This window comes from Rugamonas sp. FW305-51 (assembly GCF_058786935.1).
Genome location: NZ_JBYSZG010000042.1, coordinates 15,826 through 33,218, shown reverse-complemented (window position 1 = coordinate 33,218; position 17,393 = coordinate 15,826). Strand labels below are relative to the sequence as shown.

Here is a 17,393-nt window from a genome sequence, read left to right as displayed (position 1 = left end):
AAGGTCCGGTGGGGCGGTTACAGGTATTCCGCGGTGGGGAAATAGGAGTACAGCACGGAGCCGGCCGGCACGCCGAGGGCGCGCACCTTGGCGGCCAGCTCGTGGCGGAAGTTCCATGCCGCGAACACGAACAGGGCTGGGCGGTCCAGCTTGCTTACCGCGTCGAGCGCCTCGATACGGCAGCCCGAACCGGGTGCATACAGGCCGATCTTGAGCGGATTCTCGTCGAGGAACAGGTCGGGCTGGATGTGGCCGGCATTGACCAGCGTCATGGCCTTGGCCGCCGCGCCCACGAACACGATGGCGCGGCCGGCGGCGCGCTGCTGCGCCACCAGTTCCACCACGTTCTGCACCACCGTGCGCGCCGTCTGGCCGAAGCGCTCGTAGGTGTGCCAGTCGAACAGGCCGATGCGCTGCTCGTACTCGGGCAGCGATTCGGCGATGGCGAACTGGCCTTCCAGGAACGGGGTGCGGAAGCCGGCGGCCGGTGGCGCGTCCGCGTGCTGCAGCAGGTAGACCGGGCTGTCGCCGTGCACCTTGACCAGGAAGGTGTCGACCAGGCGCAGGCCGGCCCGTTCGGCCAGGCGCGCCATGGAGCGGGTGTTGAAGAACGAGATGTGCTCGTGGTACATGGTGTCGAACTCGCCGTTCTCGAACATGCGCGCCTGCGACGGCTGCACCAGCACCGTGCCGCCGGCGCGCAGCTTGTCGCGGCAGCCGATCAGGAAGGCCAGCGGATCGTCCACGTGGGCCACCACGTTCATGCAGACGATGGCGTCGAACTGGCCCTCGATCTGGGCCGCCGCCTGCGGCCAGTAACCGCACAGCACGGGCAGGCCCGCGGCCTGGGCCTGGGCCGTGATGTTGGCGGCCGGGTCCACCCCTACGCAGCTCAGGCCGGCGCGCTGCATTTCGCGTATCAGGCTGCCGTCATTGGCGGCCAGTTCCAGTACCCGGCCGCCGGCCGGCAAGCTGCGCGCCAGCGCGTCGGCGAACCAGGTGAAGAACTGGCCCAGCGTTTTCGAGGTGCCGCTGACGTAGGCGTACTGGTCGAAAATCTGCTGGCGGTCGACGCAATAGCTGAGCTGGGCGTTCCAGCAATCGAGGCAGACGTTCAAGCCCAGCGGGAACGCCGGCACCTGCTCGCTGGCGCTGGTGGTATAGCTGTTGGCCGGCGGTTGCTGGCCCAGGTCGAGCGCCATGCGCAGATGGCCGCCGCCGCAGCACAGGCAGTGGGTGATCGGGTAGCTACTCATTAGACGGTTCCTTTGGCGGCGCGGTAATCGTGAATAAATTGTTGGCAGCGTTCCTGCAGGGTCAGCGTGGGCAGCTCGGCGCCGCAGATGGCCTTCATCTTGGTGGTGTCGAGCAGGAAGGAATAGGTTTCCGAATCGCCCTGGTACATCACTTGCGCATTCCATGCCATGGCGATGCCGTGCGCCAGCTCGCCCATCTTGCACGAGTAGCTGCCCGCGTTGTAGATGCCCGGTTGCTGGCGCGTCTGCAGCAGCTTCTTGATCAGCACCCACAGGTCGGACAGGAACAGGATGGTGCGGTTCGATTCGCTGTTCATCAGGCGCACCTGGCCGCTGCGCACGGCCGCCAGGTTCATCGAGTTGAACACCAGCTCCTCGCGCACATTGGGGCTGTAGCCTGAGAGCGTGCCCATGCGCAAGGCGTAGAAGTTTTCCAGGAAGTTTTGCGCGATATAGTCGAAGGCGAACTTGGAAATGTCATACGGATTTTGCGACGGGATGGTGGCCAGCGACACTTCCGAGGCCGGCAGCGTGTGGGCCGCCTTGGTCGAATACAGGCTGCCGCTGGAGGCGTAGATCAGTTTGGTTTCCGGGCGCAGCTTCTTGGCGAAGTTGAACAGGTTCAGGCAATTGTTGGCCAGCGCCCCCTTGGGATCGAGCACGGACTGGCCCACGCTCGAGTGGCCGGCGAACCAGACCACGGCATCGAACTGGCTCAGGTAATCGGGGTCCAGCTCGGCATAATCGGTCACCAGCACGTCCGGCACGGCGCCGGGGTTGCCGCGCGTCAGGCGGTCAACCACGGTCACCTTGAAGCCGGCCGCGCGCAGCTGGCCGTACATATAGCTGCCGATATAGCCACAGCCGCCCACCAGCAGGACGTGCTGCGCATCGGTGCTGACTGAATTGGTAGTTTCCAAAGACGTTCTCCGTGGTGTGATGGGGCAGGCGCCTGGCCGGGGGCGGCCCGGCCTGCCGGGCGCCTAGCCCGGGGCCTGCCGCGTAAGTTGTTGCCGCAGCGCCGCCATGGCGCCATTGTAGTCGCTGAGCAAGACATCGTGCTCGGGCAAAGTGTGCAGTTCGGTTTCCGTGTAGGGGCGGTCGATCGCTTGCACGCAGTCAGCGCCCCCGTTGAGGAATTTGATCAGGGCCGTGGTCGGCTGGTCGAGCGCGATGCACAGCGAGGTGCGCTCGGCCCACGGTTCCAGCGGCCCCGTGGCGTACAGGTCGGCCAGCGTGGCGTCCGGCGTGCCCAGCGCGCGCAGGGCGCTGGTGAGCACGATGGTGATATCCCAGCTGGCCTTGACGCGCACCTTGCACGGTACCCCATGCTGGGCGCACAGCGCGATGGCGTCGGCCATGAAGCCAGTGATGGCCGCGAAGGAACAGGTCGGCACGCCGCCCGGATCGGTCAAGGCATTGAGCAGCAGCAGCACGTACGGTGCACGCCCGGTGGCCGCGGTGCCCGTGACCAGGCGCTGGGCCCAGACCGAGCGTTCATTGCCAAGCTCGGCAAAGGAATCGGGCGTGCGCACGTAGCCATGCTTGCGTCCCTGGGCCAGCACCGGGAACGGCGTCACGGCCACCGAGGAATGGGGGTGGATTTCCGTGGGCAGGGCGCGCAGATTGGCCCAGGTCGCCAGTGGCCCGGACAGGCCGGCATCGTGGTCGCTCAGGTAAAGATAGCGGATGTTGGCGAACTTGGGCGCCGTGCACAGCTGGTCGTACGCGCGCAGCTGCGACAGCGACTTGTTGAGCTGGCGTTCAATTTGCGCCTGCACGATGGGGGCCGGCAGATCCGGACACAGGCACTGGTACAGCGCGCCCGTGGCGCTGCGCACGGCGTCCAGGTACTGTTGCTGGGCCAGGCTGGTGGCGCGCGCCGGCCCGCCCAGCTTCAGGGCCACGCGGTCGGGCCCGATCGGGATGTCGAAGTAGGTGCTGCTCAGATCGAGCAGGCGTCCGGCGTGGAACCCGGCCAGGCGCTGGCGGTGGAATTCATAGTCGTAATAGACGGTGGGCAGGTGCACCAGCGCTTCGTAATGGCTGTCCTCGTCATCGCCCAGTGCCAGCTCGAAGCGCGCGGCGTCGGCCACGAAAGGGCGGCCGGGCGGCACCAGGAAGGCCCGCAGCTCGCCCGCCGTGCGCTGGCGCAGCGCGCCGGCCAGGAAGTGGCGCTGCAGGGCCGAGTCGAAATAGAAGTCCTGGCTGTTGTCGAGCGTGAAGTGGGCCAGGCTGGCACGCTGCGGCATGGCGGCCGCCAGCTGCGGCGCGAAGCGCGACCAGCGCAGCACCGTCAGCGCGATGAAATACAGGTTCAGATAATCCCAGCCGAGCGAAGCCAGGGGGAAACCGAGGTGGCGCGTGCGCAGTTCCGACAGCTGGGCGTCGAAGGCGCGCGCCATGCGGTCGGCTTCCAGGTGGCAGCGCGCCAGGTCGGCCGCGCCGTGCGGCGTGGCATCGACGAAGGTGACGTGCCGGGTGCCCGCCGCCAACAGGGCGTTGTAGACGTCGGCCGAATGGGTGAGGCACTCCGTGTCGGCCAGCTGCGGGCCGAGGCTGGCCTGTGCCTGCAGAAAGTCGGTTCGGTTAACCAGGAAGATCGAAGCCATGTTTGCTCGCTCAGCGCAGCTTGTCGCGCATGGCGCTGTAAGCTTGATAGTATTCCGGGTAGCCTTGCTCGCGGATGGCCATTTTCAGGGCATCGCTGAGCACCGCTTCCAGCCGGAACTGGTTCAGGCGGCTGGCCGACCAGGCCAGGCCGAACGGATTGTAGGCCTTGCCGGTCCAGCCGCCATCGGTGGCCAGCAGCAGCGAGGCGATGCGTTCCATCAGGAACACTTTGCGCTGCACGGCGCCGGGATAGCTGGTGGCCGCGGTCAGCCCCGCGCGCAGCGGGTGGTCGCCCTGTTCGCACAGGGCGAACAACTGTTCGTTGATTGCCAGCCAGGCGCGCCAGAACGGGGGCCGGGCCACGAAGTAATTACTGAAAATAATGTGGCGGCTATCCATCACCAGCGTCGCCAGGTCGGCCTGGACCCCGGCCGCCGCGACAAATTGCTGGCTGAGCGCGACAAAGCCGGGCTGGAACAGCTCTTCCTGCTCGAAAATATTGAGAAAGAAGGCGCCCATGTCGACCTGGGGACTGAACGAGACCACGTCCGCGTCGCCGGCGTCGCGCACGAAGGCGCGCACCTGCTCGGCGTTCAGGCCGGTCTTTTCCTGGAAACGGGGCGAGAAGAAGCCGTAGTAGGCCGTCTCGTCCAGCGTTTGCTCGAGCAGGAAGCGGCGCATCGGCCAGTATTCGCGCCAGTCGTTGCGCAAGCCGCTCATGTTGTCGAGCACCGCGAAGCCGGGCGGCACGGCCGCCAGCGTCGCCTCGGAATAGGCGATGTGATACAGATGCACCGGGGTCATGGAGCGCGCCATCAGGGCAGGGCCACGGCCTTGACCACGTACTGGAACACCAGCGCGTCGGCCACGGCCTGTTCCGGGTCGGCGCCGCCGGCCACGGCCATCTGGCGGATCGCGGCCAGGGTGGCCTCGCTGGGGTCGTGGAAGCGGCGCACCGTCATCGCCGTCACCTGGTAGCCGCAGCTCTGGAACATGTGCAGGATGGAGACGCGGGTGAACCAGCGGATGTGGGTGCGGTCCAGCAAGCCCGAGTCCTGGTACAGGAAATTGCCCGAGTTGATGCAGGACTGGATGCCCCAATGCTGGATGTTGGGGATGCAGGCGACGATCTCGAGCGGTCCGGCCGCGTTCAGGCGGATGCGCTTGAGCAGCTTCCACGGGTCGTACAGGTGTTCCAGCGCATCGGCGAACACCCAGCACTGGGCGTCGGCCAGGTCGGCGAACACGGCGTCGCTCAAGTGCTCGACGTTGCCGCAGATGACGTCGGTGCAGTTCGGGCGCGACGCTTCGGCGTATTCCTCGACGATTTCGATGCCCGTGTATTTGGTGGCCGGATTGTTGGCCCGGTAAGCGAGCGCCAGGGCGCCGCTGCTGGAACCGACTTCCACCACGCTGGGCAGGCCGGGACGCATCATGTTGAGCACATCCACGTTGTGGATATTGTTGATGGCGGTCTGCTTCATGTCTTCCAGTGGCTGCACGGCGATCCTCTCAAATAGGGTTTCCAGGTCGCGCACCAGACGCGGACTGTCGAACAGGGGGCAACTGAGGCGGTTCTGCTCCAGGCGCTGGCGCAGCGCCGCCAGCTGCGGCCGGTCGTTGGCCAGCGCCACGGCGCGTTCCTCATAGTCGGCCAGCGTGTGGGTGACCAGCTCGGGCAGGCCGGCCGCGTGCAGCAGGCTGCCGGCCATGCGCGAGGAAAAGGTGCGGCCGGCGCAGGTCAGCAGCGGCAAGCCGGCCCACAGGGCATCGCTGCCGGTGGTGCCGGCGTTGAAGGTGTCGGTGTCGAGGAACAGGTCGGCCACCTGGTAGCGCGCCAGATAGTCGGCCGGGCCGACCCGGCCCGCGAAGTACAGGCGCGCCGGGTCCACCCCCAGGCGGCTGGCCGCCGCGCGCAGGTTGGCGCACACCGATTCGTGGTCGGCCACCAGCCACAGCACGCTGCCCGGGCTGCGCTGCAGGATGCGCATCCAGACCGCGAAGATGGTTTCCGTGATCTTGAAATTGTTGTTGAAGCAGCAGAACACGAACGCGTCGTCCGGCAGGCCGCAGGCCGCGCGCGTGGGCCGCGGGCCGATCTGGCGCTGGCGGTCGTTGATCTGGAACGTGTGCGGCAGGTACAGCGGCTGTTCCGTGAAGAACGGCGCCAGCTCGGGCGGCAGCACGAAGCGGTCGGCGATCACGTAGTCGATGCAGGGCAGGGCGGTCGGCCCGGGGAAGCCCAGGTAGGTCAGCTGGCGCGGCGCCGGGCGCCAGGACAGGATGTCGGGCCGGGTGCCCAGCGTCAGGCCGTGCAGGTCGACCAGGATGTCGATCTCGTGGCTGCGGATGCAGCGCGCGGCCTGCTCGTCGCTCATGCCGGCGATCGGCACGTAGTGGTCCATGGCCTTGACCACGCGCGCCCGCAGCGGCGTGCCGTCCTCGTTGCTCCAGGAGAAGGCGTAGATCTCGAAGCGCTGGCGGTCGTGCAGTTCGTACAGCTCGGCCGTGAGGATGGCCACCGCGTGCGCCTGCAAGTCCGACGACAGGTAGCCGATGCGCAGCCGGCGGTGGCCGTAGCCGCCGGCCGGCGCCAGCGCCGTATGGGGCACCATCACTTTTTCGGCCACGAAGCGGCGGGCCGCTTCGAGCTGGGTTTGCGGGTCGCCGGAGGCGCTCAGCACGGCCAGCGCCGAGGTGGCCGCGAGCATGTCCTGCGCAGCGACGCCAGGCAGGGGCGCATAGATCGGCCATTTGCACTGCTTCTGGCGCAGATGGATCACATGGGTCAGGGCCTTGGGCTGCTTGGGGTCGGCCAGCAGGCTGCGGGTCAGCATGTCCTCGGCTTCGGGCAATTGCTTGCGCAGTTCCAGCAAGCGTCCCATGTTGTTGAGCGCCTGGATGTAGAACGGCCGGTCGGCCGCCACGGCCGGCGAGGCCAGGGCGGTGACGCGGTTCCACAGCGTCAGCGCTTCGAGCGCGTTGCCGTGCCGTTCGAGCAGCGTGCCCAGGTTCAGGTGGGCTTCGATGAAGTCCGGTTTGCGCTCCAGCGCCTGGCGGTAGGCGCGCTCGGCGCCCGCATCGTCCTGCAGATTGCTGAGCGTGACGCCCAGGTTGAACAGCACGGCGTAGGCAGCCGGATCCTGGCTGCCTTGCAGCCAACGCTGATACAGGGCGGCCGCTTGCCGGCCTTGACCGTGATCGGTCAATTGTTGCGCCAGATTGAACAGTGGAGCGATCGGCAGTGCCTGCTGGGCAATCAGGGCGTCGGCCAGTGTGACGCTGTGCACCAGGTCGTTGCCGTTCAGGGAGGCTTGTAACGCTGAAAGCTGATCTTGCCGGAGAGATTCGACTGTGTTTTTCATCATGTATCGTAGGGCACCGGGGGCTATGCCCGATACGGTAGCGATTGTAAGAGCCGGCACCATGCGGAGTTTCGCATGTCGATCTATTTTAAACCATAACAGATTGGCCCCGGTTAACTTTTCCGCTGGGGCGGACGTGCTCCATACCGTGTCCCGCCGAGGCCGCTGTCGCCTGGTGCGCGCCCGGCCACAGGGTCCAATGGCCGGGCTTGCCGGACCGGCCCGGCCGGCCCGTGTGACCATGCCGGAATCACGGTAAGATGAGCGTCCCGCGCGCTGCCGCCCCCATGGTCTCTTATGCTCCATACTCCTGCCGCCTTCTCCCCCCTGATCCGCCCGTTGGCCGATGGCGCCGCCGCCCGCACCTTCCTCGTGTACCGCGGACAGTTGCTTTTGTGCAACAGCGACCTGGCCTTGCCGCCGCCGGCCGTGCTCGCCCAGCTGGGCGTGGCGCCTGAGCGTATCCACCCGGTGGGCATGCTCGACGGCCAGTACTACCAGGCGGCCTGGCTGGACAGCGACGCCGTGCCGGACCCGGCCTATGGTTTCCACAGCCTGCGCGCCCTGTTCGGCGTGTGCGACGACGGTTTCCTGGGCGTGGCCGGGCGCGCCGTGCAGCTGGCCGAATGGGCCCGCACCCACCGCTATTGCGGCGCCTGCGCCAGTCCCATGCGGCATCAGGCGGGCGAGCGCTGCTACCAGTGCCCGGCCTGCGGCCTGAGCGCCTATCCGCGCATCTCGCCGGCCATGATGGTGCTGATCCGCAACGGCGACCGCGTCTTGTTGGCCATGCACGCCAACGCGCCCTATAAGCGCTACACGGCGCTGGCCGGCTTCCTGGAGGCCGGCGAATCGGTGGAGGAAGCCGTGCACCGCGAAGTGTATGAGGAAGTGGGCTTGCGGGTGCACAACCTGCGCTACTTCACCAGCCAGTCCTGGCCCTTCCCCCACTCGCTGATGATCGCCTTCACGGCCGACTACCTGGACGGCGAGATCCGGGTCGATCCGGCCGAAATCGCCGACGCGCGCTGGTTCGGGCCCGACGATGCATGGCCAGACATGCCCGTCACGGTGTCCATCGCCGCCGAGCTGATCAACGCGCACCGGCCGCCCGGGCGCTGAGGCCGGACCGGGAGGCCAGCCGATGTGCCGCCCGCATTTTCTATATACTTGCGGCAATCGTTATTTTTATGGTCTCACATCATCATGTCTAAAGAAGCTTTCACGGAACAAGACTGGCGCCGCCTGCTCACCACCCTCGGTGAAGATCCGGACCGTCCCGGCCTGGCCGAAACCCCGCACCGGGTGGCCAAGGCCTGGAAACACTGGACCTCCGGTTACGAGCAGGATCCGGTCGAACTGCTGAAGGCATTCGAGGATGGCGCCGAAGAGTACAACGAGCTGATCGTGGTGAAGAACATCCCCGTCTACAGCCACTGCGAGCACCATCTGGCGCCGTTCTTCGGCAAGGCCACGGTCGGCTATCTGCCCAACGGCAAGATCGTCGGCCTGTCCAAGCTGACCCGGCTGGTGGACTGCTTCGCCAAGCGGCTGCAGGTGCAGGAACGGATGACGATCCAGATCGCCAACGCGCTGATGGAAGTGCTGGAGCCGAAGGCGGTGGGGGTGGTCGTCAAGTGCCGCCACATGTGCATGGAAAGCCGCGGCATCCGCACCCCGGGCGAAGAAACCATCACCTCGGCCATGCTGGGCGAGCTGCAGCCCAACCTGGGGCTGCGCACGGAATTCCTGGCCCTGGCGCGCGAGTAGCCAGGCCAAAGAAATGGGGTACGTCCCCATTTTTTTTCGCCGGGGCGCTTATTTCGCGAAAAATGGGGACGTACCCCTTTTTTTGAAGCCGCCATCGCACGGCACGGCGGCCAAAGAAATGGGGTACGTCCCCATTTTTTGCGCCGGGGCGCTTATTTGGGGCGCGCGGCCAGCGATTGTTCGCGGGCTTGCTTGAATTCGGCCGTCGGCTTCCACTGCGGGTACGCGCTCCCTTGCGCGACCTGGTAGCCGACCCGGTACAGCAAGTCGATGTCTTGCGCGGCGCCCCGCATATCCCAGCCCGGCTCCACCACGTCATGCACGGTGTGGTACTGGTTGGCCGTGTAGGCCTGGCGCCGGGTCAGCGCCGCCGCGGCGCCGCTGCCCGTGTATTGGGTGCCGCCGCGCAGGATCAGCGCCGGCACGCCGGCCCGGGCAAATTCGAGCTGGTCGTTGCGGAAGTAGCCGCCCAGCTCGGGGTTGAGCTCGCCATGCACGGTGCGTCCCTGCGCCTTGGCGGCGGCGACGACGATGTCTTCCGCGCTGCTGCGCCCCATGCCCGTCAGTTCCACGTCGCGCGTGCGGCCCCACAGGTTCATGCCGTCCACGTTGATGTCGAGCAGCGTCTTGTTGAGCGGGTACAGCGGGTTGCGGGCGTAGTATTGCGCGCCCAGCAGGCCCCGCTCTTCGCCGGTGGTGAACAGGAACACGATGCTGCGCTTGGGCGGCGCCGGCAGCGCCTTGTACGCCCTGGCCACGGCCAGCAGGGCCGCCACGCCCGAGGCGTTGTCGTGCGCGCCGTGGAAAATCTGCTGCGTGCGCGGCCCCGGCAGCGTAGTGTCGATGCCGAAGTGATCCCAGTGCGCGCTGTAGATCACGTATTCGTTCTTGAGCGCCGGATCGGCACCGCTGATCCTGGCCACCACGTTGTTGGACACCACTTCGCGCCACGTGTTCTGCGCGCCCATGGTGACCTTGACGCCCAGCGTCACGGGCTTGAAGTCGCGTCCCAGCGCGCGGTGTTGCAGCTGGTCGAAGTCCTGCCCGCCGGCCTTGCAGATGGCGCGCGCCTGCTCCAGCGGCAGCCAGCCGGCCAGCGGCGGATAGGCGGCATGGGGGCCCTTGGTCTTGATGGTGAACACTTCGCGCGCCAGGCTGCTGCGCGCCACCTCGTACGGATAGCCGGCCGGCTTGGTGTCGTGCACGATCAGCACGGCGGCCGCGCCCAGCCTGGCGGCCATCTCGAACTTGTAGTTCCAGCGCCCGTAATAGCTGAGGGCCTTGCCGCCGAACTGGCTGGCGTCGAGCTGTTTGGGATGCCTGGGGTCGGGCAGGGGCGGGTCGTTGATCAGCACCACCAGTGTCTTGCCGTGCAGGTCCACGCCCTTGTAGTCGTCCCACTGGTACTGGGGCGCCGTGATGCCGTAGCCGACGAACACCAGCTCCGAATCGGCCACGTTCACCTGCTTGTCCTGGCGGGCGCTCCAGGCCACGAACTGGTCCGGATAGGCCAGCTTGACGGCGGCGCCGTCGCCGGCCTTGTAGCTGAGCGTGGGATGGCTGGAAATGCCCACCATGGGCACGGCCTGCAGATAGGTGCCGTCCGGGTTGCCCGGCTCCAGGCCCAGCTTCTTCAGTTGCTGCTGCAGGTAGTCGATGGTGACGGTCTCGCCACGGCTGGCCGGGGCGCGCCCTTCGAACTCGTCCGAGGCGAGCGTGGTGATCTGGGACAGCATGGCGTCGGTGTCGACTTTGAGCGGCGCGGCGGCGCCGGCGGCGCAAGCGCACAGCGCCAGCAGCGCCGCATACGGGTGGAATGTCATCAGGGGTGGTTGGTTGGCGGAAAGAATGTCTTATTTTGACACAGAATGCTGCAACAGCACATCAGCCAGCCAGTCGACGAACACCCGCACCCGCGGCGACAGGTGGCGGTTGTGGGCATAGACGATGTGGAGCGGCAGCGGCGCGGGCCGGAACTGGGGCAGCACTTCCTCCAGCGCGCCGGCCGCCAGCAGGTCCAGCATGCCCAGCCGCGGCGACTGGATCAGGCCCAGGCCGGCCCGGCAACTCTCCAGGTAGGCTTCCGTGCCGCTGACCGAGACCTGGCTGCGCATGGTCAGCGTGCGCGGCACGCCGTCGCCGTCCACGTATTCCCAGTCCAGGTCGCGCCCCGTCTGGCTCGAGAAGAAATTGACGGCCCAGTGCCGGCGCAGGTCGGCCAGCGTCTGCGGCCGGCCGTAGCGCGCCAGGTAGGCCGGCGCGCCCACGTTGATCTGTTCCATGTCGGCCACCTTGCGCGCCACCAGCGTGGAGTCGCGCAGCACGCCGCCGCGCACGGCGCAGTCGATGCCTTCGCCCACCAGGTCGGCGTAGCGGTCGCGCGAACCGAGCTTGACCTGGATCTCCGGATAGCGCTGGAAAAAGTCGGGCAGGGCCGGGATCACCACCTGGTGCGCCAGCCGTTCCGGCAAGTCCACCCGCAGGCTGCCGGCCGGCTGGCGGCCGTCGCCCAGGAACAGCCCGTTCAGGTCGTCCAGGTCGTTGAGCAGGGCGCTGCAGCGGTCCAGGTACAGGGCCCCTTCCACCGTCAGGCTGACCTTGCGCGTGGTGCGATGCAGCAGGCGTACTCCCAGCTGCTGTTCGATGGCCTGCACGGCGTTCGTCACGCTGGGCTTGGGCAAGTCCAGCTGCTGGGCCGCCAGCGTGAAACTCTTGCTGTCGGCCACGGCCTTGAAGATATGCATGGCTTTCAGCTGGTCCATGATTATTAATTTTTGTCGAATAAAGTAATAGGAATTACAGCGTTTATTGCCTGATTCGATAATAGCATAATGTGTTCAACGCGCCGTCCTGGCCGGCCATTACCGGCCCGGCGCGGCCCCCTCACCGAACTGGAGAACATCATGCAAACACGTCAACTGGGCAGCACCGGACCGCAAGTCGCGCAACTGGGCTTGGGCCTGATGGGCATGTCGGACCTGTATGGTCCGGCCGACCGCGCCGAAAGCATCGCCACCATCCACGCCGCGCTGGAAGCGGGCGTCACCCTGCTCGACACGGGCGACTTCTACGGCATGGGCCACAACGAGCTGCTGCTGCGCGAGGCGCTGGCGGGACGGCGGCGCGAGCAGGCCGTCATCAGCGTCAAGTTCGGCGCCCTGCGCGATCCGCTGGGCGGCTGGAGCGGCGTCGACAACCGTCCCCAGGCGCTGAAGAACTTCCTGGCCTACTCGCTGCAGCGGCTGGGGGTGGACTACATCGACATCTACCGCCCGGCCCGGCTGGACCCGGCCGTGCCCATCGAGGACACGGTGGGCGCCATGGCCGAGCTGGTCCAGGCCGGCCTGATCCGCCACATCGGCCTGTCCGAGGTGGGGCCCGACACGCTGCGCCGGGCCCACGCCGTGCATCCCATCAGCGACCTGCAGATCGAGTATTCGATGATCTCGCGCGGCATCGAGGATGGCATCCTGCAGACTTGCCGCGAACTGGGCATCGGCGTCACGGCCTACGGCGTGCTGTCGCGCGGCCTGATCAGCGGGCACTGGACGGCCCAGCGCGCCGGCGAAGGCGATTTCCGCGGCCAGCACAGCCCCCGTTTCCAGGGCGAGAACCTGCGCCACAACCTGGCGCTGGTGGACAAGGTGCGTGACATCGCGGCCGGGCTGGGCGTGTCCGTGGCCCAGCTGGCCATCGCCTGGGTGGCGGCGCAGGGAGCCGATATCGTGCCGCTGGTGGGCGCGCGCAGCCGGGTCCGCCTGGCCGAGGCGCTGGGCGCGGCCGGGCTGACCTTGTCGGCGGCCGACCTGGCGCGGCTGGCACAAGCCGTGCCGGCCGGCGCGGCCGCCGGGGCCCGCTACAACCAGCATGCCGTGGCCCTGCTCGACAGCGAACGGCGCGCCTGACGGCGGCCGGGCGGAGCGCGATACGGCGCTCCGCCCCTGTCAAGATGTCTACGACAAATAAACAACATGAATGATAGTCAGTGATTTGGCTGATAGCTCTTGTCCGTGATTCGGCGTATTCTTTCTTCTTGTCAACTAAGGAGCTAGCCGTGAATCGCCTGTCATTCCAACAAAAACTGTGGGTACCGTTAATTTGCAGCCTGTTGTGTATAACGGTGATTTTTATCGTCGACGCCTTCCACGCGCGCGACGTGCGCATCGAGGAACGCAGCAATGACTTGCGCAACATCGTCGATGGCGCGCTCAGCATCGTCAAGGGCTACGACGCCCAGGTGGCGTCCGGCGCGCTGAGCAAGGAAGAAGCGCAGACCCGGGCCAAGGCCGTGATCCGCAGCCTGCGTTACGGCAGCGACGGTTACCTGTCGATCAACAATTCCAACTCCGTCGTCATCATGCATCCGATCAAGTCCGAGATGGACGGCAAGGACATGAGCGGCATGCAGGACCCGAAGGGCAACTACATCTACCGCGACATCGTCGCCGCCGGCAACAGCGCCGACAACGGCGGCTTCGTGCGCTACTACTGGCCCCGTCCCGGCGCGGCCGAGCCCGTGCCCAAGCTGAGCCGGGTGGGCCATTACGGGCCGTGGGACTGGCACCTGGTGACGGGCGTGTACGTGGACGACATCGACACCGCCTTCCGCAATTCGCTGCTGACTTCGGGCGCCGTGCTGCTGGGCGTATGCGCCGTGCTGGCGCTGATCGTCAGCGTGGTCAACCGCAGCCTGCGCCATACCATAGGCGGCGACCCCGAATATGCGGGCGAAGTGGCGCGCCGCATCGCCAGCGGCGACCTGAGCGCCGCTGTCAAGACTCATGAGAACGACCGCGCCAGCATCCTGTATGGCATGAAAACCATGCGCGACCAGCTGGCCGACACCATCGGCGAGATCCGCCACAGCGCGGAAACCATCGCCACCGCCTCGGCCGAGATCGCGACCGGCAATATGGACTTGTCGGCCCGCACCGAATCGCAGGCCAGTTCGCTGGAACAGACGGCTGCCTCGATGGAGGAGCTGACCTCGACCGTGAACCAGAACGCCAGCAACGCGGTGCAGGCCAACCAGCTGGTCGAATCGGCCTCGGCCGTGGCCGAGCAGGGCGGGCGCGTGGTGTCGCAAGTGGTGCAGACCATGGACACCATCAACGCCTCGGCCACCCGCATCGTCGACATCATCAGCGTGATCGACGGCATCGCCTTCCAGACCAACATCCTGGCCCTGAACGCGGCCGTGGAAGCGGCCCGGGCCGGTGAGCAGGGCCGCGGCTTTGCCGTGGTGGCGTCGGAAGTGCGCAACCTGGCCCAGCGCAGCGCGGCGGCGGCCAAGGAAATCAAGACCCTGATCGGCGACTCCGTCGACAGCATCAACGCCGGCAGCGCCCTGGTGGCCCAGGCCGGCACGACCATGGACCAGGTGGTGGCCAGCGTGTCGCGCGTGACGGCCATCATGCGCGAGATCACGGCCGCCTCGACCGAGCAGAGCACGGGCATCGGCCACGTCAACATGGCCATCACGGAAATGGACAGCGTGACGCAGCAGAACGCGGCGCTGGTGGAACAGGCCGCGGCGGCGGCCGGCAGCATGCAGGAGCAGGCGGCCCACCTGGCCGAGCTGGTAGCCCGTTTCCGCCTGAGCGGCGAAGGTGGCCGCGCCGCCCCGGCCGTGGCCGCGGCAGCGCCGGTGCGCCTGGCCAAGCCGGCGCGCCGGGTCGCGCTGTCGCGCTAGCGCCGCCGTCGCCTCGGCCCGGTCTGAAAAATGGGGACGTACCCCATTTTCTATTTGCTAAGGGAATAAACGGGGACGTAACACGGTTTCAAAAAAGGCGGGACGTAATACGGTTATTGAAAACTGCGTCACGTCCCAATTTCCCGAAACCGTACTACGTCCCCCTTTTTTGCGAAAATGGGGACGTAGCCCATTTGTCAAAAACGGGGAAATGGGGACGTACCCCTTTTTCTAAAAACTGCGTTACGTCCCAATTTCCGAAACCGTGTTACGTCCCCATGTTCTGTTTGCGGCCGCTATTTGCTCAGGGGCGGCGGCCGGGCGACAGGCCGCGCTCGTCAATTGGCGGCTTGGCCGGATGCGGGGGCGAGGCCGCCGGCCGTGCCCGCTTCCGCCGGCGCAGCAGCCTGGCTGTCGTCGGGCTGGCCTCCGCCCTGGCCGTCGGCCGCCGCGCCCGGTGTGCCTGCCGCGCCCGGCGCGCCGTCCGTGGCCGGCACGGCCGGCACGAACACCAGCTTGCCCCCTTCCACGCGGAATACGCCCAGCAGGTCGCCCGCTTCCGCCTTGGGCTCGGGCAGTTCGGTGCAGGTCTGCGTCTCCACCTGCCACAGCTGATTGCCTTCGCGTAGTATCCAGGTCTGCTCGCCCAGGCCGAACAGTTCGATCTCCACTTCCTTGGCCGGCATGCTGCCCAGCTTGATGCGGCGCTGGCAGTCCGGCCAGCGCGACAGGATCAGCGAGACGGCCGCTTCACGCTTCCACACATGTTCCTGTTCCCGTTTCACGGTCAGCGCGTGGCTGCTGCCGCTGCCGCCCACGTAGTAGGAGGCCGAGTCGTCGACGCAGGCCGTCAGCAGCAGGGGCAGGGTGGCGAGCAGGATCTTGCGCATGGCGGGTGTCCATAGGGAAAACGGTTGTTGCATTATAGCTGCACGGGATGGCGGCCGGCGTCCCCCTTGGCGTGCTGCGCAACGGGGCCAATCGTGAAATAATGCAAGCAGAACCAGTGCAGGCAGAACCGTGCGTATCGACCACCAGGAGGTGCCCATGCCGCGCGACTTGCAGAAAGAACGGCGCGAGTGGCTGTTGCAGCGCCAGTGCGCGCTGTCGGCGCGCCAGATGGCCTGGGCCTGGGGCGCGCTGTGCGCCGGTTCGCTGGCCGTGGCCGTGCCGCTGACCTTGCTGGCCGGCTACTGGCCCATCCTGTGCTACGCGGTGCTGGAACAGGCGGCGCTGGCGCTGGCCTTCGCCCATCAGGCGCGCCATCGCGACGACCGCGAACGCATCGTGCTCAGTGGACTGGGCTTGCAGGTCGAGGTGGTAGCGGGAGGTGTATTGTGCCGCTCGGTGCGGCTCGATCCCCGCTGGTTGCGGGTGCGTTGGCCGCGGCGGGCCGGTGACTTGATCGGACTGGAAGCGCAGGGGGAGCGCGTCGCGCTCGGCCGTTTTGTGACCGAGGCGCGACGGCGGCAGTTCGCGCAGGAGCTGCAGCGCGAACTGATGGACGGCTGGCCGGCTTAGAAGCGGTAGCCCACGCCCACACCCACCAGCCATGGGTCGATCTGCACGTTGCTGACCTTGGTGCCGCTGATGAACACGTCGCTGCGGATCTGCACTTTTTTCACGTCGAAGTTGAGCGACCAGTTCTTGTCGATCTTGTAGTCCACGCCCGCTTGCAGGGCCAGGCCGAAGCTCTTGTGCTCCAGGCTGCCTGCGCCGTTCAGCAGTTCGACCTTCGAGATGTTGGTGTAGTTGATACCGGCGCCGACGTAGGGATTGATCTGGGCGTCGGGCATGAAGCGGTACTGGGCCAGCAGCGTTGGCGGCAGGTGCTTGAAGGTACCGATCTTGGCGCCGTCCAGGGTCACGTCATGCTTTTGCGGGTAGGTCAGTACCAGCTCGGCCGACAGGTTGGGGCTGAAGAAATAGGAGATGTCCACTTCCGGGATGGTCTTGGAGCTGACGCCGATGCGGTCCGATGCGCCCACGCCGCCGACCGGGTCGGACTTGTCGGCCGGATCCAGGTGCACGGCGCGCGCCCGCACCATCCATGGGCTTTGCTCTGCCATTGCGTTGCCGGCCAGCATGCCGAGGGAGACCAGAATGATTGCTGCTGCAGACTTTTGCATTTTTATTTCCTCTCTTTGTTTCATTGAAGTAACGCAACCAGTGTATTGATGCGGTGCCGCAAAAACTTTGATGTAGGTCAAAATTGTCCGGCTGGTAGCGGGCTAGCGCGGCCGGCTTGATTTGACGAATATTTTTTGTCGGGTGTGTAAGTAATCGGCGTGGCGGGGCGACAGAGCTGCAAGTCCACGCCGCGCGCCATGGGGGCGCAGGGCGGGACGGGACGCTTTGTCCATCACTCAACCACACCTGGAGAACAACATGAACACCACCACCAAATCCGCCGCCCTGATTGCCGCCGCCGTTGCCGCCCTGGCCCTGTCCGGCGCCGCCGTGGCCGCCACCAGCACCATCGCCGCCGACGACACCGTGCACTGCGCCGGCATCAACAGCTGCAAGGGCACCAGCGATTGCGCCACGGCGGAAAACGCGTGCAAGGGCCAGAACGTGTGCAAGGGCCACGGCTTCCTCAAGTCCAAGGCCGGCGAGTGCTTCGCCAAGCAGGGCAAGATCGTCGACCTGGACAAGTAAGCGTCGTCGGACCGGCAGCCGGCGCGCCCACCCATGCGG

15 protein-coding genes are annotated in these 17,393 nt (G+C 66.6%); 6 read left to right on the top strand and 9 right to left on the bottom strand.

What is annotated here, in order from left to right; genetic code table 11:
* Positions 1 to 17 precede the first annotated feature (17 nt).
* From AC3WOS_RS22745 to AC3WOS_RS22725, 5 genes are all read right to left on the bottom strand, one after another.
* Positions 18 to 1,256 (bottom strand): class I SAM-dependent methyltransferase, encoded by a 1,239-nt coding sequence (locus AC3WOS_RS22745; protein ID WP_492718802.1) that lies wholly within the window; start codon positions 1,254 to 1,256, stop codon positions 18 to 20.
* Positions 1,256 to 2,176 (bottom strand): NAD-dependent epimerase/dehydratase family protein, encoded by a 921-nt coding sequence (locus tag AC3WOS_RS22740; RefSeq protein ID WP_492718800.1) that lies wholly within the window; start codon positions 2,174 to 2,176, stop codon positions 1,256 to 1,258. Before AC3WOS_RS22740 ends, AC3WOS_RS22745 begins: the two co-directional genes overlap by 1 nt.
* 63 nt (positions 2,177 to 2,239) lie before the next feature.
* Positions 2,240 to 3,868, bottom strand: coding sequence for a hypothetical protein (locus AC3WOS_RS22735; protein WP_492718798.1), 1,629 nt, complete (start codon positions 3,866 to 3,868; stop codon positions 2,240 to 2,242).
* A gap of 10 nt (positions 3,869 to 3,878) precedes the next feature.
* A complete protein-coding gene (locus tag AC3WOS_RS22730; protein ID WP_492718796.1) occupies positions 3,879 to 4,673 on the bottom strand; it encodes a hypothetical protein in 795 nt (264 codons plus the stop codon).
* Positions 4,674 to 4,684: 11 nt separating this feature from the next.
* Positions 4,685 to 7,159, bottom strand: a complete 2,475-nt coding sequence (locus AC3WOS_RS22725; RefSeq protein ID WP_492718794.1) for an O-linked N-acetylglucosamine transferase family protein — start codon at positions 7,157 to 7,159, stop codon at positions 4,685 to 4,687.
* Between the two features lie 372 nt (positions 7,160 to 7,531).
* Between AC3WOS_RS22725 and nudC the strand changes: the two genes are divergently transcribed.
* Both nudC and folE read left to right on the top strand, forming a co-directional pair.
* Positions 7,532 to 8,356 (top strand): NAD(+) diphosphatase, encoded by an 825-nt coding sequence (gene nudC / locus AC3WOS_RS22720; RefSeq protein ID WP_492718792.1) that lies wholly within the window; start codon positions 7,532 to 7,534, stop codon positions 8,354 to 8,356.
* 84 nt (positions 8,357 to 8,440) lie between these two features.
* Complete coding sequence (gene folE / locus AC3WOS_RS22715; protein ID WP_492718790.1) at positions 8,441 to 9,004, top strand: GTP cyclohydrolase I FolE; 564 nt, start codon at positions 8,441 to 8,443, stop codon at positions 9,002 to 9,004.
* Between the two features lie 152 nt (positions 9,005 to 9,156).
* Here folE and AC3WOS_RS22710 read toward each other — a convergent pair whose 3' ends face one another.
* Both AC3WOS_RS22710 and AC3WOS_RS22705 read right to left on the bottom strand, forming a co-directional pair.
* Positions 9,157 to 10,827 (bottom strand): M20/M25/M40 family metallo-hydrolase, encoded by a 1,671-nt coding sequence (locus AC3WOS_RS22710; RefSeq protein WP_492718788.1) that lies wholly within the window; start codon positions 10,825 to 10,827, stop codon positions 9,157 to 9,159.
* 30 nt (positions 10,828 to 10,857) lie between these two features.
* A complete protein-coding gene (locus tag AC3WOS_RS22705) occupies positions 10,858 to 11,766 on the bottom strand; it encodes a LysR family transcriptional regulator (RefSeq protein ID WP_492718786.1) in 909 nt (302 codons plus the stop codon).
* A gap of 141 nt (positions 11,767 to 11,907) precedes the next feature.
* On the opposite strand from AC3WOS_RS22705, the gene AC3WOS_RS22700 reads away from it, so the two are divergent.
* Positions 11,908 to 12,909: an aldo/keto reductase gene (locus AC3WOS_RS22700; protein WP_492718784.1), complete on the top strand. Its 1,002-nt coding sequence runs from the start codon at positions 11,908 to 11,910 to the stop codon at positions 12,907 to 12,909.
* A gap of 149 nt (positions 12,910 to 13,058) precedes the next feature.
* Complete coding sequence (locus AC3WOS_RS22695; RefSeq protein WP_492718782.1) at positions 13,059 to 14,696, top strand: methyl-accepting chemotaxis protein; 1,638 nt, start codon at positions 13,059 to 13,061, stop codon at positions 14,694 to 14,696.
* Between the two features lie 338 nt (positions 14,697 to 15,034).
* On the opposite strand, the gene AC3WOS_RS22690 is transcribed toward AC3WOS_RS22695, so the two are convergent.
* The gene (locus tag AC3WOS_RS22690) at positions 15,035 to 15,586 is read right to left on the bottom strand and encodes a hypothetical protein (protein WP_492718780.1); all 552 of its coding nucleotides are present in this window, start codon (positions 15,584 to 15,586) and stop codon (positions 15,035 to 15,037) included.
* Positions 15,587 to 15,716: 130 nt separating this feature from the next.
* On the opposite strand from AC3WOS_RS22690, the gene AC3WOS_RS22685 reads away from it, so the two are divergent.
* Entirely contained in the window at positions 15,717 to 16,217 is a 501-nt protein-coding gene (locus AC3WOS_RS22685; protein ID WP_492718778.1) for a DUF2244 domain-containing protein, read from the top strand.
* Here the strand turns inward: AC3WOS_RS22685 and AC3WOS_RS22680 are convergent.
* The gene (locus AC3WOS_RS22680; RefSeq protein ID WP_492718776.1) at positions 16,214 to 16,825 is read right to left on the bottom strand and encodes an OmpW/AlkL family protein; all 612 of its coding nucleotides are present in this window, start codon (positions 16,823 to 16,825) and stop codon (positions 16,214 to 16,216) included. The genes AC3WOS_RS22685 and AC3WOS_RS22680 overlap by 4 nt on opposite strands.
* A gap of 259 nt (positions 16,826 to 17,084) precedes the next feature.
* Here AC3WOS_RS22680 and bufA2 point away from each other — a divergent pair, with 259 nt between their 5' ends.
* Positions 17,085 to 17,354: a BufA2 family periplasmic bufferin-type metallophore gene (gene bufA2 / locus AC3WOS_RS22675; protein ID WP_492718774.1), complete on the top strand. Its 270-nt coding sequence runs from the start codon at positions 17,085 to 17,087 to the stop codon at positions 17,352 to 17,354.
* The last annotated feature ends 39 nt before the right edge of the window (positions 17,355 to 17,393 follow it).